Source organism: Aeromonas sp. SE22 (genome assembly GCF_038739755.1).
Taxonomy (GTDB): domain Bacteria; phylum Pseudomonadota; class Gammaproteobacteria; order Enterobacterales; family Aeromonadaceae; genus Aeromonas; species Aeromonas jandaei.
Window position 1 is genome coordinate 189,341 of the sequence record NZ_JBCGFD010000003.1, and the last position, 25,883, is coordinate 215,223.

Below are 25,883 nucleotides of genomic sequence, written 5' to 3' on the forward strand. Positions count from 1 at the left end.
CTTTGTGATTCGGTTTGCCGGCTATTGTGCACTGTTTTGCGGGCGAGGACACGGGGAAGGGCGCTGGTCGGGGGAGCTGGGCAAGCTGTTGCAGTCATGAAATAAAAAACGCCTCCACAAGGGAGGCGTTGTCAGATTGCCTTGATATCAGGCGGCGCGATGGTAAGCCGAGGCTTCAAACAGCTTCTTGTTGGCTACCAGATCGATGGGGTCAAAGTCATCGACGTTGATGGTGCGCAGGCGACTTACTTCGGCGCGGCGCAGCAGCTCCGCTTCGCTCTGGCTCAGCACGCCAGCCGCGAGGCCGATGTCGGCCACCTTGTCCAGTGCCAGGAAGGGGCGCTTGACGCCATCAGCCTTGCACACCTTGTCAAACAGCGGTTCGGCAGCCAGCACGTCATCGAGGGCCTGCTCCAACAGACCGAAGGGGTTACCCTCTTCGCGGGTCAGGTACTGACCCTTGGCCAGGCGGCTGCGGGTCTCGCTCGGGGTTTGCAACAGGCGGGCAACCTGGTTGTCCAGTTTGTCGCTCGGACGCTTCATGTCGCGACCCAGCGGCAGCACCACGGCGCGCAGGGCAAGGCCAATCCAGCGGTTCGGGAAGTTGCGCAGCAGCTCGTCGATCGCCTCTTGGGCCTTGAACAGGGCATCTTGCAGTGCCCAGTGCAGCAGCGGCAGGTCGGCCTGTTGGCGTCCCTCGTCCTGATAGCGCTTGAGGGCGCTGGAGGCCAGATAGAGCTGGCTCAGCACATCGCCGAGGCGGGCGGAGACTCGCTCCTTGCGCTTGAGCTCACCACCCAGGGTGCCCATCGCCATGTCTGACAGGAAGGCCAGGTTGGCAGAGAGGCGGGAGAGCTTCTGGTAGTAACCTTTGGTCTGGTCGCCATAAGGTGCTGCGGCAAAACGGGCGCCGGTAACACCCAGCCAGAAGCTGCGTACCATATTGCTGATGGCAAAACCGACGTGGCTGAATACCGCTTTGTCGAAGTCCTTGAGGGCTTGCTCCTGATCCGGGTGGCTGGCCGCCAGCATCTCCGGCAACACGTACGGATGGCAGCGGATGGCGCCCTGACCGTAGATGATCATGCTGCGGGTCAGGATGTTGGCCCCTTCCACCGTCACGGCGATGGGGGCACCCTGATAGCCACGAGCCAGATAGTTGTTGGGGCCCATGCAGATGGCCTTGCCGCCGTGGATGTCCATGGCATCGATGATGCACTTCTGGGCGCGATCGGTAAGGTGGTATTTGACGATGGCGGAGATGACCGAGGGTTTCTCGCCAAGGTCGATGCCGGTCACGGTCAGGTTGGCTGCGGCGCCCATGATGTAGGCGTTGCCGCCGATGCGGGCCAGCGGCTCTTCAATCCCTTCCATTTTGCCGATAGGCAGCTTGAACTGGCGACGGATGCGGCTGTAGGCGCCGCTCGCCAGGGCCAGCATCTTGACGCCACCGGTACTGTTAGAGGGCAGGGTGATACCGCGGCCTACCGACAGACACTCGACCAGCATGCGCCAGCCCTGACCGGCCATGGCCGGGCCGCCGATAATGAAGTCGAGCGGGACGAACACATCCTTGCCCTGGGTCGGACCGTTCTGGAACGGCACGTTGAGCGGGAAGTGGCGACGGCCGATGCCGACCCCCTTGATGTGAGTAGGGATCAGCGCGCAGGTGATGCCGAGCTCTTCCTCGTCACCCAGCAGGTGCTCGGGGTCACGCAGTTTGAAGGCGAGACCCAGGACGGTGGCGATGGGGGCGAGGGTGATGTAGCGTTTGTTCCAGGTGAGGCGCATGCCGAGAACCTCTTTGCCTTCCCACTCGCCTTTGCAGACGATACCGAAGTCGGGGATGGAGCCTGCGTCAGAACCTGCTTCCGGGCTGGTCAGGGCGAAGCAGGGGATCTCTTTGCCCACCGCCAGACGGGGCAGGTAGTAATCCTTCTGCTCGTCAGTGCCATAGTGCTGCAGCAGTTCGCCCGGGCCCAGCGAGTTGGGCACGCCGACGGTGGAGGCGAGCACGGCGCTGGCGCCGCACAGCTTTTGCAGGACGCAGGACTGGGCGTAGGCCGAGAATTCGAGGCCGCCATATTTCTTCTTGATGATCATGGCGAAGAACTTGTTGTCCTTCAGGTATTGCCACACCTCGGGGGAGAGATCCGCACGCTCGTGGGTCACTTCCCAGTCGCTGACCATGCGGCAGACGGTTTCCACCGGGCCGTCGAGGAAGGCCTGCTCTTCAGCCGAGAGGGTCGCGACCGGAATGGCGTGCAGTTTTTTCCAGTTCGGGTTGCCTGCGAACAGATCGGCTTCCCACCAGGTAGTACCCGCTTCAATCGCCTCTTTCTCGGTGCGAGACATCTCCGGCATGATCGATTTGTAGAGTTTGAACAGCGGCTTGGTTATCTGGGTGCGGCGAAATTCCACCAGGTTGAGCGGGATGGCGATCACCGCAAACAGCGCCCAGACCAGCAAGGGCACATGACCATAGATAGCACCAAGCACCAGCGCCGCGCCGGTGACCAGGGTGGAGATGAACAGGGATGTCCGGCGGTAGGCCAGGGCTCCGATAACCAGGATCACCCCGAGCAGAGTGAGGGTCGTCGTCATTGCTTGCTCCTTGCGTGAAAGATTGCCAACGTGGCGTCACTGATCCAGAGGTCAGACCTGTTGGATGTGGCCCCTGTTGTAATTCATACGCACAAAGTTATCAAGCTGTTTACATCTTCATTACCTTGCGACTGTGATCCCCGTAACGCTCGTGGCAACAGGGTTGTGTTGCAGGGGGGAGGGGGCGACTCCGGGATTGGCTTATGCGAGAATAGCGGTGACTTACACGCACACTAAAAACAGTGGAAGAGACATCATGTACCAAGAATTGATCCGCAACGAACTGACTGAAGCTGCCAGCGTGCTGCAGGCTTTCCTGGCTGACGAGCAGAACCTGAAAAACATCGAAGCGGCTGCCAAGTTGCTGGCCGACTCCTTCAAGGAGGAGGGCAAGGTGCTCTCCTGCGGCAATGGCGGCTCTCACTGCGATGCCATGCACTTTGCCGAAGAGCTGACCGGTCGCTATCGCGAGAACCGCCCGGGTTACGCCGGTATCGCCATATCCGATCCGAGCCACCTCTCCTGTGTCTCCAACGATTTTGGCTATGACTACGTATTCTCCCGTTATGTGGAAGCGGTCGGCCGTCGTGGCGACGTGCTGCTCGGTATCTCCACCAGCGGCAACTCCGGCAATATCATCAAGGCCATCGAAGCTGCCCGCGCCAAGGGGATGAAAGTGATCGCCCTGACCGGCAAGGATGGCGGCAAGATGGCTGGTCTGGCCGACATCGAGATCCGCGTGCCGCACTTTGGCTATGCCGATCGCATTCAGGAAGTGCACATCAAGGTGATCCACATCCTGATCCAGCTGGTCGAAAAAGAGATGGCCAAGTAATCGGCAACTCGTCGATAAAGGAGCAGGGAGGAGTACCAGTAATGTGCTTCTCTCTGCACCTCTAAATCCGGTTTTTGCTGGCCAGCCCGAGTGCGAAGCCAGTTGTTATGTAGTCAAGGAAGGGGGCATCCGGATATGTGCGAACTGCTCGGCATGAGTGCCAATGTGCCGACCGATATCTGTTTCAGTTTTACCGGCCTGATGCTGCGTGGCGGCAAGACCGGCCCCCACAAGGATGGCTGGGGCATTACCTTTTACGAAGGGAAGGGCTTTCGCACCTTCAAGGATCCCGAACCCAGCGCCCAGTCACCCATCGCCAGACTGGTACAGGCGCTGCCCATCAAGAGCTGCGCTGTCGTCAGCCATATCCGCCAGGCCAACCGTGGCTGCGTCTCGCTGGAAAATACCCACCCCTTTACCCGCGAGCTGTGGGGCCGTTACTGGACTTTTGCCCACAATGGCCAGCTCACCGGCTACAAGAAGTTGCCAACCGGGCGACATCGACCGGTGGGAGACACCGACAGCGAACACGCCTTCTGCTGGCTGCTCGACCGATTGGAGCAGAAGTACCCCAAGCGTCCCGCCAACTTTCCCGCCATGTTTCGCTACATGGCCACCTTGTGTGATGAGCTCAGAAAGCTGGGGGTATTCAACATGCTGCTCTCGGACGGGGAGTATGTGATGACCTACTGCAGCAACAACCTGCACTGGCTGACTCGCTGCGCGCCTTTTGGCGAGGCGAGTTTGCTGGATGAAGAGGTGGTGATCGATTTCCAGAGCGAGACCACACCCAACGATGTGGTGACGCTGGTCACGACGCGGCCGCTGACCGGCAATGAGAACTGGATCAAGATGGCCCCCGGCGAATTCAATCTGTTCCGGCTTGGGGAGCGGGTGGCGACTAACCAAATCGGCGTCACACCATAAAAAAATACCAGGGTAGAAAACTCCCCTGGTTCTTCGCAGCAGCCATAAAGGCAAAAAGGGATGAGAGGTGTTGCTGAGCAATATCACTCTGACAAAACGAATTGTTATTTAGCTGTTAATTTGTGGCAACTTTTTTGTATCTTTTGCCATTTGCACTGTATTGATAGTGAGAGATCTCTCACGTTTTCCACCTTGGAGCTCACTTCATCATCAGAGGAATAACGGCTGTGCAGGCGATCTTGTTGATGGAATTATCTATAGTATGGTCTGTTTGAATACCTTTCAGGGGAGGCACACATGGAGTGGGTAGATCGCAAGGTATTACAGCAGTTGGCCGATGACATTGGTCAGGAGATGTTGCCGGTGGTGATCTCTGTCTTTATCGAAGAGGTGGGTGAGCAGTTGGGTCAGCTCAGGCCACTTTATGAGCAGGGCGATTGGGCACAACTGGCCAGAGTGGCCCACAGCATGAAATCATCCTGTGGTAGCTACGGCGCCATGCCCAGCTACCAGCAGGTGATGGCGCTGGAGATGGCCTGCAAGCAGGCCGATGCCGGTGAAGCGGGGCGTCAATTGCAAGAGTTGGAGCACTCCCTGCCCCAGGTTCTCTCTTTCCTCGCAACCTATCAGTGAGGCTGTTTGGTTCGGCGCATGCAGATTAATCAGCGTGCGTTGAGCAGATGATGGATCACTCTGTCCAGCGCAAGTTTCAGCTTCAAGCGATCGTGGCGGTGAGGCAGTTCGCTCTCCCCCAACTCCGCCTCGATCAGTTTGCCTTGCCACTCCCCTGCTCCTCCGGCCTCGCTGGGGGCGAGGATGGCGTCAATCCGTCCCTGACCTATTCTTGATTCCAGCCAGCGACACTGGCTCTTCAGATCAAGCTGGCCAGCTGGCCCTTTCTCCGCTACCAGATTGCAGATAAAGACCACCATGGCGTTGCTCTCGTTGATGGCCTGGGCGATCTCGGCCAGCAGCAGGGGGGGCATGATGGAGGTGAGAAAACTGCCCGGCCCGAGGATGACCATATCCGCCTGTTGCAGCGCCTGTACCGCCTCTCTGGTGGCCTGCACTTCGGGCATCAGGCCAAGAGAGAGCGGTGGGGAGGCGAGCTGGTCAATCGAGACCTCTCCGAGGATCCGGGTGCCACACTCCATGTTGGCGCAAAGATCGGTCGGAAATTCAGACATGGGTAACAATTGTGACTCGATTTTGAGCATGTCGCTGATCAGCTTGATAGCATCAAGAGGACGGACACAGAGGTTATCGAGTGCCAGCAGCATCAGGTTGCCGAGGTTATGTCCCGCCAGTTCGCCCCGGCCGGCGAAGCGGTATTCAAACAGCATGCTGCCGATGCTGGGATCGGTCACCAGCTGATTGAGGCAGTTGCGAAGATCGCCCCAGGCGATGCAATCCTGGCTCTTGCGCAGGCGTCCGGTGGAGCCACCATCATCTGTTGTGGTGACTATGCCGGTCAGGCGTTGACCCAAGAACGAGAGGGATGAGAGCACTCGTCCCATACCGTGGCCACCACCGATGGCTACGACCCGCTCGAAGTCATTGATGTTTTTCTGCCACATGAAGGCATCCTGTCATTGGTCTCAGTTGACCGCTATATTAGCAAGTGAATCGAGGTAATTGTTTGATAAGGGTATGATTTTTGCTTGCGGTTGGCATCCGTTAATACGACAAGGAGATGGTGTTGAAATTTCTGACCGTTCACTCCCTCGCTGAAAGTTCAGCGCTGGCGGCTCAAGAGATCTGTGCGCGACTGCGCCACCATTCCATGCAGGCTCCCTCCCTGTTGCTGATCTATTTTACCGAGGCCCATGAGGGCGAGATAGTCTGTTCCGAGCTAAAACGCCAATTCCCGACCACCCGTTTTCTGGGGTGCAGCTCCTGCGGTGGGGTGATGACCGAGGTGGGCCATCATGCCCGACAGGGATATGGTCTGGCTGCGGCGGCATTTTACGATGAGGCGGGTGCCTACGGCATAGCAGGAGCCAGCGGTAGTCAGGTTGATGTGCGGCAGTTGCTGCGTCGCGCCATGAGTGACTGTGGCCGACCCGGCGAGCTGCCCCAGCTTATCCTCTTTCATGCCAGCCCCGGCCAGGAAGAAGGTCTGCTGGCCGGCATTGAGGCAGAATTGGGCGCATCCGTACCCGTGGTCGGCGGCTCTGCGGCCGACAACAGCGTTAGCGGCAACTGGCAACTCTGTTGGGATGAGTCGATGACCCGCGATGGCATCGTGCTGGCGGTGCTCTATCCCGATTGCCAGCTCGCGTTTCAGTTTCACTCCGGCTACGTCCCCGCCGAATGCAGCGGCGAGATCACCGCCTGCCATGGGCGGGAGGTGCTGACTATTGATCACCAGCCTGCCGCAGAGGTCTATGCCCGTTGGTGCGGGCGCGAGTCCCCCTGGCCTGTGGGCCCCATCTTGCGCGAAACCACGCTCAATCCACTGGCTCGTCAGGTGGGCTCCCTCGATGGTATTCCCTATTACAAGCTCTCTCATCCGGAGGCGGTTACCGAGCAGGGAGGCTTGCGCCTCTTTACCGACGTGGTGCAGGGCGAACGGTTGCTCCTGATGTACAGCAGTCAGGAGGGATTGCTGCAACGTAGCCTCAATGCAATCCGGATCGAGCCGGGCTATGGTGTCGATGTTGAATTACAGCCTATCGGCGCGCTTATCATCTTTTGTGCTGGTTGTCGTTTGGCGCTTGGTGATATGTTGTGCGAGTTTGTCGAACAGAGCCGTGCTCGTCTCGGCAAGATCCCCTTTATCACTCCCTTTACGTTCGGCGAGCAGGGGCGGCTGCCCCATGGTGAGCTGGCTCACGGCAACCTGATGGTATCGAGCGTGATCTTCCTGACCCGTTAGAGAACAGGCAACAAGATGATTGGCAACAGCGAACTGGAAGCCCTGGGCGACAAACTGCAGACCACTCTGGTCGATCTGATGCGTTGTCGTGAGCGCGAGGCCAAATACCGGCATGAATCCCAGACCCTGTTGAGCGGGGTAGCGACGCTGGCCGATGCCCAGACGCCGGAGCAGGTGCTGGAGAGCCTCATTCAGGTGCTCAAGCCTTTTATCGGGTTTGAGCATGCGGATGTGGTGGCTTGGGAGGGAAAAACGGGGATTACTCACCTCACTACCGATCCTGTGGAGCAGGGACGTAACTGGGCCATGACGCCGGCATTTGGCCGGGCGATTGCGGGAGAGACGCTGGTGATCTACGACCCTTCCCAGTTGCCGGAGCTGGCGGATCTCGCTGCAGTTCCGGGATGGGCGAGCCTGATGCTTACCGGGCTCCAGGCCCCAGGATTTAGCGCCACCATCATCTGCCGCCACTCCCGTGCCGGCACGTTCGATCTCACCAGCAAGGCGGCGATGCAGCGTTGCCGCCCGCTCATCTCGCAGGCACTGGTCAACATCACCTATCGGGCACGCTTGCAGGAGCAAGTTGCAGTCAAGACCGAGGCTCTGCAGGCCAGCAAGCGCCGTTTTCGCAGTTTCGCCGCCATGGCGTCGGACTGGTTTTGGGAGACGGATGCCGAGCACAGACTCAGCTACGCCTCCGAGCCCGGCTATCTCGATGAACAGATGCCGCTCTCTACCCGGCCGACCCTCTATGACTATGTTTGCAACAAGGGCAGCCGGGAAGCCAACGTCTACCTCGAATTGCTGGAACAGCGTCAGCCGGTTCGCGCAGTGCGAATGCAGGTCGCTCTGCAGGGGGGGCCTTGCTGGATGGAGGTGAGCGCCGAGCCCAGCTTCGATGAAGATCGCAACTTTATCGGCTATCGCGGCACCGCCCGGGACATCAGTAGCCAGATCCGGCGTGAGGAGGAGCTGGCTCGGGCGCGGGACGAAGCCGAGGCGGCCAACCGCGCCAAATCCCAGTTTCTGGCCATGATGACCCACGAGATCCGCTCCCCGATGAATGCGGTGCTGGGCATGCTCGATCTGTTGCAACATGCCGAGCTGGCACCGGATCAGCAGAGCCTGCTGCGTCACGCGACCCACTCGGCCAGATTGCTGCAAACCATCATCGACGATGTGCTCGACTTCTCGAAAATCGAATCCCAGACCTTGGTATTTCACTGTGAGACGATGCAGACAGAACGCCTCTGCCAGTCGCTTATCGAGCCGCTGCAGGCAAGGGCCGATGCCAAGGGGATCGAGTTGTGCTGTGAAGTAGACGATGTGGTGCCCGGGGAGTTACAGGGAGATCCGATGCGGCTCTCCCAGGTGATTGGCAATTTGCTCGACAACGCCCTCAAATTTACCGATGAGGGGAGGGTGACCCTGCGGCTGAGTTGGCATGAGGATAAATTGCGGGTTTCGGTGAGTGATACCGGGATCGGGATTGCCCCGGAGGATCAGGCCCAGCTTTTTGAACCCTTCTCGCAGGTTGATAACTCGGCCACCCGTCGCTTCTCGGGGACCGGCCTTGGCCTTGCCATCAGCAAGCGGCTGGTTTCCCTGATGGGTGGGGAGATCCGGCTGGAGAGTGAGCCAGGCAAGGGGAGTTGCTTCTGGTTTGAGCTCAGCAACATGGCGCTGCCCTGTCACTGCCAGCCAGCGCGGGAAGAGAGTGCTCCCGCCCTGCTGCCGCTCGATGTGCTGGTGGTGGAGGATAGCCCGGTCAATCAGCTGGTGGTGTCACTGATGCTGCAAAAACTGGTGAGCCATGTCCGGTTGGCCGTCAATGGGCTGGATGCGCTGGCGCAAGTGGAGCAACAGCAGCCGGATCTGATCCTGATGGATATGCGGATGCCGCAGATGGACGGGCTGGAGGCGACCAGACGGCTGCGGGAGATGGGTTACACCATGCCCATCGTCGCGTTGACGGCCAATGCAATGGCAGAGGACAAGGCCTGCTGTCTGGCGCAGGGGATGGATGATTTTCTCGCCAAGCCGATCACCTTGTCACGACTGCGTGACTGTCTGCAGCGTCACTTTGGTCAGCGTTTGCCGACGCGCGGATAAAAAAAATGGTCAACTTTGTGGGTTGACCAGATCTTCAGCAAATACTGAAGAGAGCACGGGATAAATCGGGTTGTACAAATCTATATGAAAAATCTGTGCCAACTTTTAAATGACTCTTTTATGTTCAATTTGGCCGTTTAGCGCAGCGGCTCTCTCTTGTTATGGCTTGTTGTGTTCCCACTCATTTGCAAAATGCGAAATTTCGATTTTCATTGTTGGAATAATTGCATTTTGCAAAGCTGTTTTTGTCATTGTGAAATCAGGCGATGCAGGAATTTGCGAGCCGCTTCGCTGTTCTGTTTGGCTATCAGCATCTGTTTTTCATAAATCGGCATCGGCAGGATTTCGAGCCAGCGCTGACAGAGCCAGGCGGCATCTTCAAAGCGCTTCTCCGGGTAGAGTTCATCAAGTTCCGGATACTGCTCGAACACCTCGCGCAGGCGATTCACCAGTAATTTGTCGTGGAAATCGGAGTGGGTGCTGGGCCAGTTGGGCAGCGTTTCCACTTTGGCGCGACGCAGTCCCAGTTCGTCGGTCTCCATCTCGTGGATGCAGAAGCGCTCCAGCCCCAGTACGGTGATCCCCAGCATCCCATCGTTCAGGGTGTAGAAGTCGGTCACCTTGACCCGGGTACCGACCGGCAGGATGCGACCTGCTTGTCCCGAGGTAGTCGACTCTTCCATCACGATGCCAAAGCCCTGATCGTTGATGAATGACTCTTTGAGCATCTGCAGATGACGGGGCTCGAACAAACGCAGAGGCAGCTTGCCGCCCGGGAGTATGTGGGAAGGCAAGGGGAACAGGGCCAAAGGTTGCAGTTTCATGTTCCATCCTCCATTGAGTAGTTGCTGAATAGGTCAATGCAGCGACTGTGCCAGAGAATGAAAAAAGCCACCGGAGGGTGGCTTTTCGGGCGGTTGAGGGCGTTTAGTTACGCTGCTCAAGATACATGACAGCCGCTTCCACTCGGCTCTGCGCCTCGAGTTTCTTCAGCAGGCTCTTCACGTGAACCTTGACCGTACCCTCGGAGATATGGAGCACGGAAGCGACCTGTTTATTGGAGAGGCCTTTTGCAATTTCACGCAGGATTTGCATTTCGCGACGCGTTAAGCTCTCAAGCTTCTGCTGCAGGTGATCCAGCTCGTAGATATTCTCGAGGTAGGGGCGCAGCGGCTCGCTCAGGATCTGCTTGCCGGTCATCACGTCGGCCAGCTGGGCCAGCAGCAGATCCGGTTCGGTGTCCTTGAGCAGGTAGCCATCGGCACCGGCCTTGAGCAGGGCTACCACATCCTGGCGGGCGTCGGAGACGGTCAGGATGACGACCCGGGAGGTGACCTCTTCGGCCCGCAGTGCCTTGAGGGTATCGAGACCGGAGAGCCCTTTCATATTGAGGTCGAGCAGGATCAGGTCCGGCTCGGACTCCTTGGCCAATGCCACGGCGTCAGTACCGTTGGAGGCTTCACCGATCACCTCCATGTTCTCTTCCAGAGCCAGTAACTGCACAATCCCTTTGCGCATCAGGGGATGGTCATCTACGACCAGAACACTGTATTTCATCTCGTCCATCAGGCGTCTCTCGCTAGACTGGTGGGAAAAGTCAGATGCACACGGGTGCCTTGTGGCTGCTGTTCGTTGATGGTCAACAGGCCGTGCAGTTTGTTGGCGCGTTCGTTCATGATACTCAAGCCGTAATGGTTAATCGCCGAGCTGGCGAGTCCAATACCGACACCGTCATCTGAAATCTGAACCTCGATGTTACCACTGGCGAGGGTCTCACAGCTAACATCAATCACTTGCGCATTGGCATGTTTGATGGCGTTGAGCACTGCCTCACGGATCAGCTGCAGAATATGGATGTGCTGGCCCGCTTCAAGATCCGAGTCGGCCAGACCGTAGTGGAACCGGATCTCGGCGTTGGTCTGGGGCTGCAGCTGATCGAGCATCACCCGGATCGCTTCACCCAGATTGGCGTCCCCTATGGTGAGGCGGAAGGTGCCGAGCAGCTCGCGCAGCTGGGTGTAGGCGTTGCTGAGCCCTTCGTCGATCTGCTGCATCGCCTCCTGTGCCTTATCCTGTTGCCCCTTGGCGTAGGAGCGTTTGAGCAGGGTGGACTGGATCTTGAGGTAAGAGAGAGCCTGCGCCAGCGAGTCGTGCAGCTCGCGGGCGATGACGGCCCGCTCCTCCATCAACAGCAGCCGCTGGTGTTGCAGCAGGGTCTGATCCTTGTGCAGCACCTGGGCCAGCAACATGGTGAAGTTTCTGATCAGCCGCTCGTCAATGGGGTGCTGACTGATGATGTCGAGCCGGCCAAACTCCTGATCATCCATCTGCAGATAGAAACTGGCTACCGCATCGAGATCGCCGGGCCAGCCGGTGCGCCCGGAGGTGTAGACCGGCATGGCGTTATTTTCGAAGCGGGTCAGTCGGATGTAATCGATATGCTGGTGGGCTGCCGCCCTGTCCAGCAGCTTGATGAGGGTGCGGGTGCTGAGCGGTGCTGCGTGCAGCTTCTGGGCTGTGCTGTAGAGGAAGGAGAGGGTGTCGTTGGCCTGTTGCAGCTTGGCTGTTTTCTCCTCCACCTTGTTCTCGAGCTCCCGATAGAGCTTGCCCAATTCGTCGGCCATGGTGACAAAGGCGCGCGACAGTTCCCCCAGCTCATTCTCACCGTGGCTGGGCAGCTGCAGATCGAAATCTTGGCGCTGGATCTGGCGAGCACAATAGACCAGCTGATTGAGCGGGGCGACCACCTGCTTGCGGGTAAAGCGCACGGTAAACCAGGCGATGAGGATGATGGCGAGCAGACCTAGCCCCTCAGCCAGTGCCAGCATCCGTACCTTGAACTCGACGTGGTACTGCATCTGATTGACGAAATTGTCGATGGCCGCCACAAACTTCTCGGTGTTGTCGGTGTACCGTCTGGGGGTGCTGTTTTCGATGTGCTGACGCATCTCCTGCCACTGATCGAGCACTTCGCCATAGGTGCGGCGCAGGGAGGCGGGGGTGATCCAGCGCTGGGTCTCCTGCAGCTCTGCGGCGTGCAGCGTCTCTTCAAACTGGGAGAGGCGGCCCAGTACACTCTCGCCCCGCTCGATTTCGTAAGCCATCCGGTAAGCCTGCATCCGCAGCGAACCGGAGAGGTTGATCGCCTTGGCATCGGGTACCGAGTAGAAGAGGGTGACCATGGCAACGACCGCAATAAGGCTGGCCATGAAGAGGATCAATACCATGGCGCGCCCGATGGCGCTGCTGACCGAATGGACTCTGAATCTGTGTCCCATGCTCATGTTGATATTGACCTCTGAATTGTGACAAGGCGTCGTCAAGATGCGTGGGAGTGTACTCCAACTTGTGTTAGCATCGAAAAACTAGATGAACTCCGAGCGGTTCTGCCTAAGTCCTTGCGATAGGGGGGAACCAGCCGTCAGCCGATGTTCGAGCTGTAAGGGTCAGGAAAGAAATGCCCTGGCCTCCCGTATTTGGAAAGGTGTTTATGTTGCCTCTTGAAGATGGTTTTTCCCGTCGTTTTTACTATTTGCGTCTCTCGGTGACCGATGTGTGCAACTTCCGCTGCACCTACTGTCTGCCGGATGGCTATCGCCCTCCGGAAGGTCACAAGGGAGGACAAAAATCCTTTCTCTCGCTCGACGAGATCCGCCGCGTAGTGCATGGCTTTGCTGCCATGGGAACCCGCAAGGTGCGCATTACCGGTGGCGAGCCCTCCTTGCGTCGTGACTTTACCGAGATCGTCAATGTGATCGCGACCACGCCTGGCATCGAGAAAGTCGCCATGACCACCAACGGTTATCGCTTGAAAGAGCGGGCCCGCGAGTGGTTTGACGCCGGACTCAATGCGCTGAATGTGAGTGTCGACAGCCTAGACCCGCGCCAGTTTCACCAAATCACCGGTGAGAACAAGCTGGCAGAGGTGATGGAGGGGATCGAAGCGGCACTGGCCGCCGGTTTCAAATCGGTCAAGATCAATGCGGTGCTCCTCAAAGGGCTGAACGACTATCAGCTGGAGGCTTTCCTAGGCTGGATCAAGCACAAGCCCATCGAGCTGCGCTTTATCGAACTGATGCAGACCGGCGAGATGGATACCCTGTTTCGCGATCACCATGTCAGCGGTGAGGGGATAAAGCAGCGCCTGCTGGAGAGTGGTTGGCTGCAGCAGCTGCGCGGCAAGGATGATGGCCCGGCGCAGGTATTCATGCATCCGGAATCGCTGGGTGGGGTGGGTCTCATCATGCCCTACAGCAAGGATTTCTGTGCCGGTTGCAACCGGCTGCGAGTCTCCTCGGCAGGAAAGCTGCACCTCTGTCTGTTTGGCGACAATGGGGTCGAGCTGCGGGATCTGCTAACTGCAGACGAGCAGCAGGAGGCGCTGCAACAGCGGATTCGTTCTGCCCTGAGCGGCAAGAGTGCCACCCACCGTTTGCACGAAGGCAATGCCGGAGCAACCCCTCACCTTGCTTCAATCGGTGGCTGACCACAAAAATAGCCATTGATTAAATAGCAATCCTCATATGGAGGTATTTTCATCGATACCTCCCTTTTTGTTCTGCGCCAAGGCTTTGATCTGGCGCAAAAATCCCCCCTGTTTATCTCCCTGGTGGTATATCCCTTAACTTGTCAGGGCCGCAATATACACCCACTCTTATAATTGGTATCGAAAATGCCAATCAAGGACTCGTGCCGCACCCTTCATCACTGAAACGGGAGTCAATATGCCGGAAGAGATCGATCTTGCCCGCCGTGGCCTGTTTCGGGGCCGCTTGCGGGTTGCTGAGCCTCCGGTGCAACTGCCCTGGTCGGTGGCGTGGCCGCAATTTTCGACCGGATGTACCCGCTGCGGTGATTGTCTGGCCGCCTGCCCGGAGCAGATCCTGATCAACGGAGAGGGAGGTTTCCCCACCGTCGACTTTCAGCGCGGCGAGTGCACCTTTTGCGGTGACTGCGTTACCGCCTGCAAGGAGCCGCTGTTTCGGCCAGCATCGGAGACGCCCTGGCAATACAAGGCGTCCATTGCCGCCAACTGCCTGGCCAATGGTCAGGTTTATTGCCAGCGCTGTCAGGACAGCTGTGAACCGCGGGCCATTCGCTTTATTCCGACACTGGGGCGGGTACCCACCCCGGTCATTGAGCTGGATAGCTGCAACGGCTGTGGTGCCTGTGTGCAGGACTGCCCGGTTGGCAGCATCAAGGTGGATGGCTCGGCAGCCAGTGCACAAAAGAGTCAGAATGAATCAGGCATTGAATGACCCGGGAGTCACAATGAGTCAGGAGTTTCATGTTTCGAGTCTGGTGGTGCTGACCCAGCCCATCTTGCGTCACCAGCTCGCAGAAGAGATCGCGGCCCTCGACGGTGCCGAGATCCACGCCGTCACCGACGAAGGCAAGCTGGTGGTGACCCTGGAGGGGGCAAGCCAGCGGCCGATCATGGCGGCCATCGATGCGATACAGGCGATGCCGGGCGTGTTATCTGCCGCCCTGATTTACCATCAGTTCGATGAACTCGATGCCCAGCAATGAATAAGGTGCCGTGAAGTCGGGTCTCCATGATCTGACTGAGTGGTTTCTAGTTGATGCGATAAAAACGAGGCACTGGTATGCGGTTCGTAGCCTTGAGCGAGCGCCAGTTAAATACACTCGATAACTTACGCGACAAGCAATGCGAGGATATGTCATGAAGCTGAGTCGACGCGACTTTATGAAGGCCAACGCGGTGGCGGCTGCCGCTGCCGTGGCCGGTGTCAGTGCCCCCACCCTGGCGGCCAATCTCATCACCAGTACCGACAAGACTGCCATCCACTGGGATAAAGCGCCTTGCCGCTTCTGCGGTACCGGCTGCTCTGTGCTGGTCGGTTCCCAGGATGGCCGTGTCGTGGCGACTCAGGGCGACCCCGATGCGCCGGTCAACCGTGGCCTCAACTGCATCAAGGGCTACTTCCTCTCCAAAATCATGTACGGTCAGGATCGCCTTACTCAGCCCATGTTGCGGATGAAGAACGGCAAGTTCGACAAGGATGGCGACTTCGCTCCCATCAGCTGGGATCAGGCCTTCGACATCATGGCCGAGAAGTTCAAGGCCACCCTCAAAGAGAAGGGGCCGACTGCCGTTGGCATGTTCGGTTCCGGCCAGTGGACCGTCTGGGAAGGTTACGCCGCCGCCAAGCTGATGAAGGCCGGTTTCCGTACCAACAACATCGACCCCAACGCCCGCCACTGCATGGCATCCGCGGTCGTCGGCTTTATGCGTACCTTCGGTATGGATGAGCCGATGGGCTGCTATGACGATATCGAGCAGGCCGATGCCTTCGTGCTGTGGGGCTCCAACATGGCCGAGATGCACCCCATCCTCTGGTCGCGGATGTCCGATCGTCGTCTCTCCAACCCGGATGTACAGGTGCACGTGCTCTCCACTTTTGAGCACCGCAGCTTCGAACTGGCGGACAACGGCATTGTATTTACCCCCCAGACCGATCTGGCGATCCTCAACTATGTCGCCAACTACATCATCCAGAACGACAAGGTGAACTGGGACTTCGTCAACAAGCACACCGTGTTCAAGAAAGGTGTCACCGACATCGGTTACGGTCTGCGTCCGACCAACCCGCTGCAGCAGAAAGCGAAGAACCCGGACAGCGGCGATGCCACTCCGATGACCTTCGAGGAGTTTGCCAAGTTCGTGGCCGACTACGATGTTGAGTCGGTCTCCAAGCTCTCCGGCGTCTCCAAAGAGAAGCTGGAAAAGCTGGCCAAGCTCTATGCCGATCCGAGCAAGAAAGTGGTCTCTTACTGGACCATGGGTTTCAACCAGCATACTCGCGGTGTCTGGGCCAACAACCTCTGCTACAACATCCACCTGCTCACCGGCAAGATCTCCGAGCCGGGCTCTGGCCCCTTCTCCCTGACCGGTCAGCCTTCTGCGTGCGGTACCGCGCGGGAAGTGGGCACCTTTGCCCACCGTCTGCCGGCCGACATGGTGGTGACCGATCCCAAGCATCGCGCCATCGCCGAGAAGATCTGGAAACTGCCGGAAGGCACCATTCCGGAGCAGGTGGGTTACCACGCCGTGCTGCAGGATCGCATGCTCAAGGATGGCAAGCTCAACGCCTACTGGGTGATGTGCAACAACAACATGCAGGCCGGTCCCAACATGAATACCGATCGCTTGCCTGGCTATCGCGACCCGCGCAACTTCATCGTGGTCTCTGACCCGTACCCGACTGTTACCGCCCAGGCCGCTGACCTCATCCTGCCCACCGCCATGTGGGTGGAGAAAGAGGGGGCCTACGGCAACGCCGAGCGCCGGACCCAGTTCTGGCACCAGCAGGTGAAAGCGCCGGAAGGGGCCAAGTCCGACCTGTGGCAGCTGATGGAGTTCTCCAAGCGCTTCAAGGTGGAAGAGGTGTGGCCGGCTGAGCTGATTGCCAAGATGCCGGAAGTGAAGGGCAAAACCCTGTTCGACGTGCTCTATGCCAACGGTCAGGTCAACCAGTTCCCGAAAGAGCAGAGCAAAGGGCTGCTGAACGACGAAGCCGAGCACTTCGGTTTTTACGTCCAGAAAGGTCTGTTCGAAGAGTACGCCACCTTCGGCCGTGGTCACGGTCACGATCTGGCTCCGTTCGATCAGTACCACGAAGCGCGCGGTCTGCGCTGGCCGGTAGTGGATGGCAAAGAGACTCTGTGGCGCTATCGCGAAGGGTTTGACCCCTATGTGAAAGCGGGCGAGGGGGTGCGTTTTTATGGCAAACCCGATGGCAAGGCGGTCATCTTCGCCCTGCCGTTCGAGCCTGCCGCCGAGTCGCCGGACAAAGAGTACGACCTGTGGCTCTCCACCGGTCGCGTGCTGGAACACTGGCACACCGGTACCATGACCCGTCGGGTGCCCGAGCTCTATCGTGCCTTCCCGGATGCGGTGCTCTTCATGCACCCGGACGATGCCAAAGCCCGTGGCGTGCGCCGTGGCGAAGAGGTGATTGTCTCCTCCCGCCGTGGTGAGGTGAAAACCCGGGTCGAGACCCGTGGTCGTAACCGTCCGCCCAAGGGACTGGTCTTCATGCCCTTCTTTGATGCGAGCCAGCTGGTCAACAAGCTGACCCTGGACGCCACCGATCCGCTCTCCAAAGAGACGGATTACAAGAAGTGTGCCGTCAAGGTGATGAAGGCCTGAGGCGGGGAGTCGAGATGAGTCGTAGTCGTCGCCAGTTTCTGGCCGACATGGCCAAAGGGGCTTGCGGTGTGAGCCTGCTTGGCGTGGGGCTCGGCGGCATGGCCCGCCAGCAGGTGCATGCAGTGCCGGCTCAGGCGCTGCGTCCCCCTGCCGCCCTCGACGAAGCTGAGTTCCTCGGCGCCTGCGTGCGCTGCGGACTCTGCGTCGAGGCGTGCCCCTACGACACGCTCAAGTTGGCCCGGCTGTTTGAGCCGGTGACCACGGGGACTCCCTACTTCAAGGCGCGCGCCGTCCCGTGCGAGATGTGTGATGACATCCCTTGTGTGGTGGCCTGCCCGAGTGGGGCGCTGGATCAGCAGATGACCGATATCGATCAGGCGCGGATGGGGGTAGCAGTACTCATCGATCACGAGACCTGCCTCAACTATCTGGGTTTGCGTTGCGATGTCTGTTATCGGGTCTGCCCGCTGATCGACAAGGCGATCACCCTGGATCTGCAGCACAACCAGCGTACCGGCAAGCACGCCATGTTCCTGCCCACGGTGCACAGCGATATCTGTACCGGCTGTGGCAAGTGCGAACATGCCTGCGTGCTGGAGGAGGCGGCCATCAAGGTGGTACCCCGTCAGCTCGCCAAGGGGGAGCTGGGTCATCACTACCGACTTGGCTGGGAAGAGAAGGCGAAGGCGGGCAAGTCGCTCATTGGCGACAGGCTCACCCTGCCCACCCGCAAACCGGAGGGGTTATGAGTCGTTATCCGGGGGAAGAGGCGCGCATCAAGCTGGGGTGGTGGCGTTCCCACCGCTTCCTGCTGCTGCGTCGGCTGAGTCAATTCAGCGTGCTCGCGCTGTTTTTGCTGGGGCCGCTGGCGGGTGTCTGGATCCTCAAGGGCAACCTCTCCAGCTCGCTGTTGCTGGAGACGGTGCCGCTGACCGATCCGCTGACTCTGCTGCAGTCAGTAGCGGCGGGCCACTGGCCCATCACCTCACTCTGGCTGGGTGCTGCCATTGTGCTGGTCGGTTACTGGCTGGTCGGGGGGCGGGTCTTCTGCTCCTGGGTCTGTCCGGTCAACCTCATCACGGATGCTGCGGCCTGGCTCAGGGGGCGACTTGGCCTCAAGGGCAACGGTCAGTTTAGCCGTGCTACCCGGTATTGGCTGCTCGCCATGGTGCTGGTGGCGCCGGTGGTGACAGGCGTGCTGGTGTGGGAACTGGTTAACCCGGTGTCGCTCGCCATGCGTGGTCTGCTGTTTGGCATGGGGGCGGGCTGGGCTTTGCTGGCGGTGCTGTTCCTGTTCGATCTCTTCGTGGTTGAGCGGGGCTGGTGTGGTCATCTCTGTCCGGTGGGGGCCTTCTATGCCCTGCTCAACCGGGTCGGATTCATCAAGATTTCTGCCAAGGGGCGCGAGCGGTGCAACAACTGCATGGATTGTTATGCGGTCTGCCCGGAGCGTCCCATCCTGCGCGGCCCCGTTCACGGTGCCAAGCGCGGTCACGGGCCCTTGATTGCGGCTCAGGAGTGTACCAACTGTGGCCGCTGCATCGATGTTTGCGCGGAACAAGTTTTTGAAATCACTGTAGGTTTTGCCATCAAGGCAGAAAAAACGTCGGAGAACACATAATGAAAAAGCTGATTGGAGCAATGCTGGCCTGTCTGATGGCGGGTTCCCTGATGGCGGCCGTCCCCGAGATCACCAACAGCACCGGCGGGCTCAAGTCCGAGCGGGGCGCCACCGATCTGGTGACCGATGCCAATGCCGCCCCCATGAAGAATTTCCGCAAGGATGGCGAGCCCTATGATCGCCAGTACATGCATCAGCCGCCGCTGATCCCCCACGATATCCGCAACTACGAGGTGGATACCAAGGTCAACAAGTGCCTGGCCTGTCACAGCTTCAAGAATGCCAGTGCCATGAAGGCCCCCAAAATAAGCCCCACCCACTTCGAAACCCGCGATGGCATGACCCTGGGCGAAGTGTCGCCGCGTCGCTACTTCTGCCTGCAGTGCCACGTGCCGCAAGCGGATGCCAAGCCGCTGGTGGGGAATACGTTCAAACCGGTTGAAGCGCTGAACTGAGGAATCCATAGATGAAATTACCCAGCTTTATCCAGCGTCTGTGGATCACCTTCAAGTCCCCCTCCAAGGCGGCCCTCTGGGTGCTGTTGCTGATGGGCTTTTTTGGCGGCGTTATCTTCTGGGGCGGTTTCAACACCGCCATGGAGGCTTCCAACACCGAAGCCTTCTGTACCAGCTGTCACGAGATGAAGGATAACGTGTTCGAGGAGTATCGCGACACCATCCACTACTCCAACCGCTCCGGGGTGCGTGCCAGCTGCCCTGATTGCCACGTACCGCACGAGTGGACCTACAAGATCATCCGCAAGGTGCAGGCTTCCAAGGAGCTGTGGGGCATGATCACCGGCAAGGTGGACACCCGCGAGAAGTTCGAGAGTCACCGCCGCGAGATGGCGGAGCGGGAGTGGCAGCGGATGAAAGAGACCGATTCGCGCGAGTGCCGCAACTGCCACAACTTCGAGTACATGGACTTCTCCCTGCAGGGGCAGCGAGCCGCCAAGATGCACTCGGCCAACCTCGGCAAGGAGGGGCAGGCCACCTGTATCGACTGTCACAAGGGGATTGCGCACCAGCTACCCGACATGACCGGGGTGAAGGGGTTCTAACCATGCAGTGCAGGCCGGGGCAACCCGGCCTGTGTTTTGGGGCGTGCCGCAACAAGTCGGCATATCTGGGACAAGCATCAGATTTGTGAGTCTTTTAAATCCCATATCTCGTGAAACCTTTGATAGAATCAGCCCGCCGTCAAACGCTTGAGCAAGTAGTCCACTCTGTCCACACCGGTTCTGGTAGTGGCGGATGGCCTCTCATACTCTCTTCTCTTCCTGCCTCGTTGACGGCCCATAGCCACAAGGAGCTGCCCGATGGGACAGAAAAACAACGCATTCATTCCCCTCAAGATCGCCGTGCTGACGGTTTCCGACAGCCGCACTGCCGCCGATGACAGCTCGGGGGACTATCTGGTCTCCGCCCTGACTGAAACGGGCCATCAGCTGGCCGATCGCGCGCTCTGCCCCGACAACCTGTTTCGTATCCGCGCTCAGGTAAGCGACTGGATCGCCGATGAGGGGGTGCAGGTGGTGCTGGTCAACGGCGGTACCGGCTTCAACGAGCAGAACCGGGTGCCCGAGGCGGTCGGCGTGCTGTTCGAGCGCACCGTTCAGGGCTTTGGCGAACTGTTCCGCCAGCTCTCCTTTGCCGAAATCAAGGGCTCCGCCATGCAGAGCCGCGCGCTGGCGGGCCTGGCCAATCGCACCCTGATCTGCTGCCTGCCGGGCTCTACCGGCGCCTGTCAGCTGGGGTGGGAGAAGCTTATCCGCGATCAGCTCGATGCCCGCACCAAGCCGTGCAACTTTGTCTCCCATCTTTGAGGGCAAGTGATGAACCAGAACCATTCCAACCTGACTCATCTTAACCAGAGCGGCGAAGCCCATATGGTGGATGTGACCGACAAGCAGGTGACCGAGCGTGAGGCTCGTGCCGAGGCGTTTATCGCCATGGCGCCGGAAACGCTGGCCCTGATCCTGAGCGGCCAGCACCACAAGGGCGACGTGTTCGCCACCGCCCGTATCGCCGGCATCATGGCGGCCAAGAAGACCGCGGATCTCATTCCCCTCTGTCACCCGCTGGCATTGACCCGGGTCGAGGTGGAGATAGTGCCGCTGGCCGAGCAGAACCGGGTGCATATCCGCACCCTCTGCAAGCTCTCCGGCAAGACCGGGGTGGAGATGGAGGCGCTGACGGCCGCGTCGGTAGCAGCGTTGACCATCTACGACATGTGCAAGGCGGTGCAAAAGGACATGGTGATCGAACAGGTACGTCTGGTAGAGAAAAAAGGCGGCAAGTCCGGCCATTTTCAGTTGGGTTCGAATAGCGGGGAGCAAGCATGATCAAGGTACTCTTTTTTGCGCAAGTAAGAGAGCTGGTGGCCTGCGACGAGCTGAGCCTGCCTTGCGACTACGCCACTGCCGAGCAGCTGCGTGCAGCCCTGTCTGAGCGCGGCGACAAGTGGGCGTTGGCTCTCGAGGCTGGCAAACTGCTGGTGGCGGTCAACCAGACCCTGGTGCCGCTGGACACGCCTATCCACGATGGCGATGAGGTCGCCTTCTTCCCACCGGTTACCGGAGGTTGATGATGAGTGAAATAATGACCGTGGATCGCACCACTGAGCTGTGTGGTGGCGATGAGGTGGCCTTCTTCCCTGCCCCTCCAGTAACGACCGGAGGTTAAGGATGAGCAACGCAACCATGACGGATCGCATTCTGGTACAGCGGGAGGATTTCTCGCTGGCCGACGAATATGCCCGCCTTGCCAACCGGCAGGACACCGGCGCCGTGGTCAGCTTTGTCGGCAAGGTTCGCGACTTCAATCAGGGGGAGCACGTCAAGGGGCTGGCCCTTGAGCACTACCCTGGCATGACCGAGAAGGCGCTGGCCGCCATCGTGCAGGAGGCGCGCGAGCGCTGGCCACTGCAGGAGTGCACCTTGATTCACCGCATTGGCGAGCTGCTGCTCGGCGATCAGATCGTGCTGGTAGTGGTGAGCAGTGCTCACCGCGAAGCGGCCTTCGAGGCCTGCCACTTCATCATGGATTTCTTGAAAACCCGGGCGCCGTTCTGGAAAAAAGAGCTGACCGCCGAAGGGGTACAACGCTGGGTCGAGGCCAAGGAGAGCGACAACTCTGCCGCCGCCCGCTGGCAAGCTTGACCTGTTTGAGGGGCGCAGGTTCATCGGGAGCCGTGGCCCTGTTTTGGGGAGTAACAAAAGCTGCCCCAGTCAGGAGGTAAAGGAATGAAACCGCTGTTATCCGTTGTCATTGCCGGGGTCTGCGCCAGTGCGTTGCACGTCGGTGCCGTGCAGGCCGACGAGGTCAAGGTAGCCGTGGCCGCCAACTTCAAGGGCACCATAGAGCGTATCGGCAAGGAGTTCACCGCCAAGACCGGGCACACCCTGGCCATCTCCTCCGCCGCGACCGGGGTGCTCTATACCCAGATCAGCCACGGTGCTCCGTTCGATCTCTTCCTCTCCGCCGATGTGAAAACCCCGCAGAAGCTGGAGCAGGAGGGCAAGGGGAGCGAGCGCTTCACCTATGCCATCGGCCAGCTGGGGCTATGGAAGAAGGGAGGGCCTGCGCCTGACGAGGCAACTCTGCGCAATTGGAAAGGCAACCTTGCTATCGCCAACCCGAAAACCGCTCCCTACGGCACCGCTGCCATGGCGGCCCTCGACCATCTCAAGATCGATCCCAAGCAGTACCGCCTGCTGACCGGCACCAACATCGGCCAGACCTGGCAGTTCGTCGACACCGGCAACGCCGAGCTGGGCTTTGTCGCCTGGGCCAACCTGGTGGAAGCGGGCAAGACCGGCGAGGCCTGGGCCGTGCCGGCTGATTTCTACCCCCCCATCGAACAGCAGGGGCTGGTATTGAAGAAAGGGGCCGCGGTCGAGGCGCTGGTCGTCTGGCTCAAGGGGCCGGGTCAGGCACAGATCAAGGCCGCGGGCTATGCACTGCCGCAGTGATGGCATGGCAGGCCTGCTAACGGTGGGCTGGCCTTCGGGTCGGCCCGCCAGTGCGATGAAGACACACTCTCCATGGTTGTCGGCATCTACCCGGGAGGAAGGCGATGAGTGAAGGGGATCTGCTGGCGGTCTGGCTCACCCTGAAGCTGGCAGCCAGCACCACCGTCATCCTGTTGCTGCTCTCGCCGCCGCTGGCCTGGTGGTTGTCGCGCAGCCAGCATCGGCTCAGACCCGTTGTAGAAGCCCTGGTGGCCCTGCCGCTGGTGCTGCCGCCAACGGTGCTCGGTTTCTATCTGTTGCTGGCCTTCTCCCCCTCCTATGGGCTGGGAGCCTGGTGGCGCGATACTTTCGGGGCGCCGCTCGCGTTCAGTTTTACCGGCCTGCTGCTCGCCTCCATCCTCTACTCGCTTCCCTTCGTGGTGCAGCCGCTCACCTCCGCCTTTGTCAACATGGGCAACAAGGAGCTGGAGGCCGCCGCCACCCTGGGCTTGGGCCCGGTTGAGCGCTTCTTTCACATCATCTTGCCGATGACGCTGCCCAGCTTCGTGATGGCGGCGGCGCTCGGCTTTGCCCACACCCTGGGGGAGTTCGGGGTGGTGTTGATGATTGGCGGCAATATCCCCGGCGAAACCCAGGTACTCTCCATCGCCCTGTTTGATCATGTGGAGGCAATGGATTACCAGAATGCCCATATTCTGGCAGGCGGCCTGATGGGCTTCTCGCTGGTGATGCTGGTGCTGGTGTACGGGGTGCTGCAACGTCGGCAACGGAGGCTGTTCGGATGAGTGAAATCCTCACGGCACATCCGCTGCAACTCAAGGTGCAGCGCAAGTTCGGCACCTTTACTCTCGATTGTGAGCTGGCGCTGGAGCTTGGGGGCATCCTCGGTCTGTTCGGCCCCTCCGGCTGCGGCAAGAGCAGCTTGCTGCGCATTATCGCCGGGCTGGATCGCGCACCGGGCGACACCTTGAACTGGCAGGGCCGGGCGCTGAGCGATCTGCTGCCCGAGGCGCGCCGCATCGGTCTGGTGTTTCAGGATTCGCGCCTCTTCCCCCATCTGAGTGTGCTTGGCAACCTGCAGCTGGCTGCCCGCAAGGGGCGAGGGCGTTGGCAGCCCGAGGCGCTGGCGGCGCGGCTCGGTTTTGCCGAACTGCTGGCCCAGCCAGCCCACGGCCTCTCCGGCGGCCAGCGTCAGCGGGTGGCGCTGGCCAGGGCCCTCTTGGCCGAACCGGATCTGCTGTTGCTGGATGAACCTTTTTCCGCGCTGGACAGACGCAGCCGCATCCATCAGGCCCACGTGCTCAAGGGGTTGCAGCAGGAGAGCGGCATTCCGATTATTTTCGTCAGCCACGCCATGGAGGAGGTGAGCCTGCTCTGCGATCAGCTGGTGCTGCTGGCGGATGGCCGGGTGGAGGCGCAAGGTCGACCGAGCGAGATCTTTGCCCGTACCGACCTTTCGCTTGCCAGTCGCGACGATGCCGGGGTGATGCTGACGGCGACCCTCTCTCACTACGATAACGACGAGCAGATGGCAACTCTGCTGCTTGGTGAGCAGCAGTTGCGGGTCACCATGACTCATGTGCCGGACGAGGGGGGGCCCCTGCAGATCAAGGTGGCCGGGCGGGACGTGGTGATCGCCACCGCCCCCATCGAGCACTCCAGCCTCTCCAACTGCCTCACCACCCGCTTGCTGGCCGAGCGCGAGGTACGCCCCGGCCAGACCCTGTTGCAGTTGGCGCTGGGTCAGCAGATACTGCTGGCCCGGATCACCAGCCGCTCCGCCAGACGGCTGGCGCTTGCCCCGAACCAGCAGATCTACGCCTACATCAAGGCGGTGAGTCTGGTCAGCGAGGGCTGAGCGGGATATATCTGGTTGAAGCATAAAAAACGAACAACAGGATGGTTCAGCGGATGAGTCGAGAGGCAATGAACTGATGCGCCGCAATCAGGTGATGAAATCCAACGGTCTTGCCCTGCGCAGTGCGGGGGAGGGCCCCTTGTTGTTGCTGCTGCACGGGCTGGGTTCCTCCAGCCTCGACTGGCAGGCACAAATAGAGCATTTTTCCGAGCACTACCGGGTGGTGGCGCTCGACCTGCGTGGCCACGGCCAGAGCATGCAGGAGGGGCCGTTCGACGTGGCCACTCTGGCGGCAGATGTAGTGCGCTGGCTTGATGAGCAATCCGGCCCCGCCTGGGTGGTGGGGTTGTCGCTCGGGGCCATGGTGGCGCTGGAGCTGGCGCTGCAACTGCCGCACAAGGTGCAGGGGCTGGTGCTGGTCAACGGCTTTAGCGAATTTCTGCTGGAGACTCCCAAAGAGCAGGAGCGGCTTGCCCAGCGCCTCAAGTGGCTGCGCTGGTTTGGCATGCGTCCGCTCGCCTGGTGGCTCGGCCGCGAGCTCTTTCCCGGCCCGGAGCTGGCTCAGGTACGTCACACCTTCCGGCTGCGTTTCGTGCGCAATAAAAAGAAAACCTACAAGGCGCTGCTGGAGGCGCTGCCCGGCTGGTCGGTACGCGCCCGGCTCGGCAACATCTGGCAGCCGGTGGCCATCATCTCCACCAGTCACGACTATCTGCCGCTCGCCAAGCGGGTGGAGCAGTTCGCCTCCCTGCCCAACGCCACCATCCACACCCCCGAGGGTCACCACGCCTGGCCAGCGGAAGATCCCTCGGGCTTTAACCACCTATTGCAACGGATCCTCACGACCCATTGAAGAGACGGCTGTTAGGTGCAGATGACAAAGGGTGCAGATAACAAAAAGC

General features: G+C 59.8%; 26 protein-coding genes and 1 riboswitch. Of the genes, 21 read left to right on the forward strand and 5 right to left on the reverse strand.

Features of this window, described 5'->3' with window-relative positions:
* Positions 1 to 147: 147 nt before the first annotated feature.
* Positions 148 to 2,604 carry an acyl-CoA dehydrogenase FadE gene (gene fadE / locus AAHA39_RS07835; RefSeq protein WP_201965739.1) on the reverse strand — a complete coding sequence of 819 codons (2,457 nt, stop codon included), beginning with the start codon at positions 2,602 to 2,604 and terminating at the stop codon, positions 148 to 150.
* A gap of 256 nt (positions 2,605 to 2,860) precedes the next feature.
* Between fadE and lpcA the strand changes: the two genes are divergently transcribed.
* The 3 genes from lpcA to AAHA39_RS07850 all read left to right on the forward strand — a co-directional run bounded on the left by lpcA (position 2,861) and on the right by AAHA39_RS07850 (position 4,999).
* Complete coding sequence (lpcA, locus tag AAHA39_RS07840) at positions 2,861 to 3,439, forward strand: D-sedoheptulose 7-phosphate isomerase (protein WP_033114978.1); 579 nt, start codon at positions 2,861 to 2,863, stop codon at positions 3,437 to 3,439.
* 135 nt (positions 3,440 to 3,574) lie between these two features.
* Entirely contained in the window at positions 3,575 to 4,366 is a 792-nt protein-coding gene (locus AAHA39_RS07845; protein WP_320656883.1) for a class II glutamine amidotransferase, read from the forward strand.
* A gap of 297 nt (positions 4,367 to 4,663) precedes the next feature.
* Complete coding sequence (locus tag AAHA39_RS07850) at positions 4,664 to 4,999, forward strand: Hpt domain-containing protein (RefSeq protein ID WP_043851223.1); 336 nt, start codon at positions 4,664 to 4,666, stop codon at positions 4,997 to 4,999.
* A 29-nt stretch (positions 5,000 to 5,028) separates the two neighbouring features.
* On the opposite strand, the gene AAHA39_RS07855 is transcribed toward AAHA39_RS07850, so the two are convergent.
* A complete protein-coding gene (locus AAHA39_RS07855) occupies positions 5,029 to 5,943 on the reverse strand; it encodes a gluconeogenesis factor YvcK family protein (RefSeq protein ID WP_320656884.1) in 915 nt (304 codons plus the stop codon).
* 116 nt (positions 5,944 to 6,059) lie between these two features.
* Between AAHA39_RS07855 and AAHA39_RS07860 the strand changes: the two genes are divergently transcribed.
* Positions 6,060 to 7,244: an FIST signal transduction protein gene (locus AAHA39_RS07860; protein ID WP_320656885.1), complete on the forward strand. Its 1,185-nt coding sequence runs from the start codon at positions 6,060 to 6,062 to the stop codon at positions 7,242 to 7,244.
* Between the two features lie 15 nt (positions 7,245 to 7,259).
* Complete coding sequence (locus AAHA39_RS07865; protein ID WP_320656886.1) at positions 7,260 to 9,356, forward strand: ATP-binding protein; 2,097 nt, start codon at positions 7,260 to 7,262, stop codon at positions 9,354 to 9,356.
* Between the two features lie 248 nt (positions 9,357 to 9,604).
* On the opposite strand, the gene AAHA39_RS07870 is transcribed toward AAHA39_RS07865, so the two are convergent.
* The 3 genes from AAHA39_RS07870 to narQ all read right to left on the reverse strand — a co-directional run bounded on the left by AAHA39_RS07870 (position 9,605) and on the right by narQ (position 12,634).
* On the reverse strand, positions 9,605 to 10,180 hold the full coding sequence (locus AAHA39_RS07870; protein ID WP_033114984.1) for an LON peptidase substrate-binding domain-containing protein: 576 nt from the start codon (positions 10,178 to 10,180) through the stop codon (positions 9,605 to 9,607).
* A 103-nt stretch (positions 10,181 to 10,283) separates the two neighbouring features.
* Positions 10,284 to 10,922, reverse strand: coding sequence for a two-component system response regulator NarL (narL, locus tag AAHA39_RS07875; protein ID WP_033114985.1), 639 nt, complete (start codon positions 10,920 to 10,922; stop codon positions 10,284 to 10,286).
* The gene (gene narQ, locus AAHA39_RS07880) at positions 10,922 to 12,634 is read right to left on the reverse strand and encodes a nitrate/nitrite two-component system sensor histidine kinase NarQ (RefSeq protein WP_041208739.1); all 1,713 of its coding nucleotides are present in this window, start codon (positions 12,632 to 12,634) and stop codon (positions 10,922 to 10,924) included. The genes narL and narQ overlap by 1 nt, the downstream gene beginning before the upstream one ends.
* Positions 12,635 to 12,718: 84 nt before the next feature.
* Positions 12,719 to 12,859: riboswitch (molybdenum cofactor riboswitch) on the forward strand.
* Here narQ and moaA point away from each other — a divergent pair.
* The 16 genes from moaA to AAHA39_RS07960 all read left to right on the forward strand — a co-directional run bounded on the left by moaA (position 12,847) and on the right by AAHA39_RS07960 (position 25,834).
* Positions 12,847 to 13,842: a GTP 3',8-cyclase MoaA gene (gene moaA / locus AAHA39_RS07885; protein ID WP_320656887.1), complete on the forward strand. Its 996-nt coding sequence runs from the start codon at positions 12,847 to 12,849 to the stop codon at positions 13,840 to 13,842. It overlaps the preceding riboswitch by 13 nt.
* Positions 13,843 to 14,080: 238 nt before the next feature.
* Positions 14,081 to 14,614 (forward strand): ferredoxin-type protein NapF, encoded by a 534-nt coding sequence (napF, locus tag AAHA39_RS07890; RefSeq protein WP_320656888.1) that lies wholly within the window; start codon positions 14,081 to 14,083, stop codon positions 14,612 to 14,614.
* A 13-nt stretch (positions 14,615 to 14,627) separates the two neighbouring features.
* On the forward strand, positions 14,628 to 14,885 hold the full coding sequence (locus AAHA39_RS07895) for a chaperone NapD (RefSeq protein ID WP_215805196.1): 258 nt from the start codon (positions 14,628 to 14,630) through the stop codon (positions 14,883 to 14,885).
* A gap of 154 nt (positions 14,886 to 15,039) precedes the next feature.
* Complete coding sequence (napA, locus tag AAHA39_RS07900; RefSeq protein ID WP_043851229.1) at positions 15,040 to 17,529, forward strand: nitrate reductase catalytic subunit NapA; 2,490 nt, start codon at positions 15,040 to 15,042, stop codon at positions 17,527 to 17,529.
* Between the two features lie 14 nt (positions 17,530 to 17,543).
* On the forward strand, positions 17,544 to 18,278 hold the full coding sequence (gene napG / locus AAHA39_RS07905; RefSeq protein ID WP_104014318.1) for a ferredoxin-type protein NapG: 735 nt from the start codon (positions 17,544 to 17,546) through the stop codon (positions 18,276 to 18,278).
* Positions 18,275 to 19,150, forward strand: coding sequence for a quinol dehydrogenase ferredoxin subunit NapH (gene napH, locus AAHA39_RS07910; protein WP_320656889.1), 876 nt, complete (start codon positions 18,275 to 18,277; stop codon positions 19,148 to 19,150). The genes napG and napH overlap by 4 nt, the downstream gene beginning before the upstream one ends.
* A complete protein-coding gene (locus tag AAHA39_RS07915; protein ID WP_033114992.1) occupies positions 19,150 to 19,605 on the forward strand; it encodes a nitrate reductase cytochrome c-type subunit in 456 nt (151 codons plus the stop codon). Before napH ends, AAHA39_RS07915 begins: the two co-directional genes overlap by 1 nt.
* A gap of 11 nt (positions 19,606 to 19,616) precedes the next feature.
* Positions 19,617 to 20,210 (forward strand): cytochrome c3 family protein, encoded by a 594-nt coding sequence (locus tag AAHA39_RS07920; RefSeq protein WP_320656890.1) that lies wholly within the window; start codon positions 19,617 to 19,619, stop codon positions 20,208 to 20,210.
* A 258-nt stretch (positions 20,211 to 20,468) separates the two neighbouring features.
* Entirely contained in the window at positions 20,469 to 20,975 is a 507-nt protein-coding gene (gene moaB, locus AAHA39_RS07925) for a molybdenum cofactor biosynthesis protein B (protein ID WP_041208733.1), read from the forward strand.
* Between the two features lie 9 nt (positions 20,976 to 20,984).
* Positions 20,985 to 21,494, forward strand: a complete 510-nt coding sequence (moaC, locus tag AAHA39_RS07930; protein WP_208738011.1) for a cyclic pyranopterin monophosphate synthase MoaC — start codon at positions 20,985 to 20,987, stop codon at positions 21,492 to 21,494.
* On the forward strand, positions 21,491 to 21,736 hold the full coding sequence (gene moaD / locus AAHA39_RS07935) for a molybdopterin synthase sulfur carrier subunit (protein ID WP_064339746.1): 246 nt from the start codon (positions 21,491 to 21,493) through the stop codon (positions 21,734 to 21,736). Before moaC ends, moaD begins: the two co-directional genes overlap by 4 nt.
* Before the next feature lie 100 nt (positions 21,737 to 21,836).
* Positions 21,837 to 22,310 (forward strand): molybdopterin synthase catalytic subunit MoaE, encoded by a 474-nt coding sequence (moaE, locus tag AAHA39_RS07940; protein ID WP_320656891.1) that lies wholly within the window; start codon positions 21,837 to 21,839, stop codon positions 22,308 to 22,310.
* 84 nt (positions 22,311 to 22,394) lie between these two features.
* On the forward strand, positions 22,395 to 23,123 hold the full coding sequence (gene modA, locus AAHA39_RS07945) for a molybdate ABC transporter substrate-binding protein (protein ID WP_320656892.1): 729 nt from the start codon (positions 22,395 to 22,397) through the stop codon (positions 23,121 to 23,123).
* 104 nt (positions 23,124 to 23,227) lie between these two features.
* The gene (gene modB, locus AAHA39_RS07950; protein WP_320656893.1) at positions 23,228 to 23,908 is read left to right on the forward strand and encodes a molybdate ABC transporter permease subunit; all 681 of its coding nucleotides are present in this window, start codon (positions 23,228 to 23,230) and stop codon (positions 23,906 to 23,908) included.
* The gene (modC, locus tag AAHA39_RS07955; protein WP_320656894.1) at positions 23,905 to 24,981 is read left to right on the forward strand and encodes a molybdenum ABC transporter ATP-binding protein; all 1,077 of its coding nucleotides are present in this window, start codon (positions 23,905 to 23,907) and stop codon (positions 24,979 to 24,981) included. Before modB ends, modC begins: the two co-directional genes overlap by 4 nt.
* Positions 24,982 to 25,057: 76 nt before the next feature.
* Positions 25,058 to 25,834, forward strand: a complete 777-nt coding sequence (locus AAHA39_RS07960; protein ID WP_182925828.1) for an alpha/beta fold hydrolase — start codon at positions 25,058 to 25,060, stop codon at positions 25,832 to 25,834.
* Positions 25,835 to 25,883: the final 49 nt, after the last annotated feature.

Excerpts from the sequence above, each read along its gene's own strand:
- AAHA39_RS07920 (WP_320656890.1), top strand. The coding sequence starts at position 19,617 with ATGAAATTACCCAGCTTTATCCAGCGTCTGTGGATCACCTTCAAGTCC.
- AAHA39_RS07845 (WP_320656883.1), top strand. The coding sequence starts at position 3,575 with ATGTGCGAACTGCTCGGCATGAGTGCCAATGTGCCGACCGATATCTGT.
- napA (WP_043851229.1), top strand. The coding sequence starts at position 15,040 with ATGAAGCTGAGTCGACGCGACTTTATGAAGGCCAACGCGGTGGCGGCT.
- napG (WP_104014318.1), top strand. The coding sequence starts at position 17,544 with ATGAGTCGTAGTCGTCGCCAGTTTCTGGCCGACATGGCCAAAGGGGCT.
- AAHA39_RS07960 (WP_182925828.1), top strand. The coding sequence starts at position 25,058 with ATGCGCCGCAATCAGGTGATGAAATCCAACGGTCTTGCCCTGCGCAGT.
- narL (WP_033114985.1), bottom strand. The coding sequence starts at position 10,922 with ATGGACGAGATGAAATACAGTGTTCTGGTCGTAGATGACCATCCCCTG.
- AAHA39_RS07865 (WP_320656886.1), top strand. The coding sequence starts at position 7,260 with ATGATTGGCAACAGCGAACTGGAAGCCCTGGGCGACAAACTGCAGACC.
- napF (WP_320656888.1), top strand. The coding sequence starts at position 14,081 with ATGCCGGAAGAGATCGATCTTGCCCGCCGTGGCCTGTTTCGGGGCCGC.
- AAHA39_RS07870 (WP_033114984.1), bottom strand. The coding sequence starts at position 10,180 with ATGAAACTGCAACCTTTGGCCCTGTTCCCCTTGCCTTCCCACATACTC.
- modC (WP_320656894.1), top strand. The coding sequence starts at position 23,905 with ATGAGTGAAATCCTCACGGCACATCCGCTGCAACTCAAGGTGCAGCGC.
- moaC (WP_208738011.1), top strand. The coding sequence starts at position 20,985 with ATGAACCAGAACCATTCCAACCTGACTCATCTTAACCAGAGCGGCGAA.
- lpcA (WP_033114978.1), top strand. The coding sequence starts at position 2,861 with ATGTACCAAGAATTGATCCGCAACGAACTGACTGAAGCTGCCAGCGTG.
- moaD (WP_064339746.1), top strand. The coding sequence starts at position 21,491 with ATGATCAAGGTACTCTTTTTTGCGCAAGTAAGAGAGCTGGTGGCCTGC.
- AAHA39_RS07915 (WP_033114992.1), top strand. The coding sequence starts at position 19,150 with ATGAAAAAGCTGATTGGAGCAATGCTGGCCTGTCTGATGGCGGGTTCC.
- moaB (WP_041208733.1), top strand. The coding sequence starts at position 20,469 with ATGGGACAGAAAAACAACGCATTCATTCCCCTCAAGATCGCCGTGCTG.
- AAHA39_RS07850 (WP_043851223.1), top strand. The coding sequence starts at position 4,664 with ATGGAGTGGGTAGATCGCAAGGTATTACAGCAGTTGGCCGATGACATT.
- fadE (WP_201965739.1), bottom strand. The coding sequence starts at position 2,604 with ATGACGACGACCCTCACTCTGCTCGGGGTGATCCTGGTTATCGGAGCC.
- moaA (WP_320656887.1), top strand. The coding sequence starts at position 12,847 with ATGTTGCCTCTTGAAGATGGTTTTTCCCGTCGTTTTTACTATTTGCGT.
- moaE (WP_320656891.1), top strand. The coding sequence starts at position 21,837 with ATGAGCAACGCAACCATGACGGATCGCATTCTGGTACAGCGGGAGGAT.
- napH (WP_320656889.1), top strand. The coding sequence starts at position 18,275 with ATGAGTCGTTATCCGGGGGAAGAGGCGCGCATCAAGCTGGGGTGGTGG.
- AAHA39_RS07895 (WP_215805196.1), top strand. The coding sequence starts at position 14,628 with ATGAGTCAGGAGTTTCATGTTTCGAGTCTGGTGGTGCTGACCCAGCCC.
- AAHA39_RS07860 (WP_320656885.1), top strand. The coding sequence starts at position 6,060 with ATGGTGTTGAAATTTCTGACCGTTCACTCCCTCGCTGAAAGTTCAGCG.
- modB (WP_320656893.1), top strand. The coding sequence starts at position 23,228 with ATGAGTGAAGGGGATCTGCTGGCGGTCTGGCTCACCCTGAAGCTGGCA.
- AAHA39_RS07855 (WP_320656884.1), bottom strand. The coding sequence starts at position 5,943 with ATGTGGCAGAAAAACATCAATGACTTCGAGCGGGTCGTAGCCATCGGT.
- modA (WP_320656892.1), top strand. The coding sequence starts at position 22,395 with ATGAAACCGCTGTTATCCGTTGTCATTGCCGGGGTCTGCGCCAGTGCG.
- narQ (WP_041208739.1), bottom strand. The coding sequence starts at position 12,634 with ATGGGACACAGATTCAGAGTCCATTCGGTCAGCAGCGCCATCGGGCGC.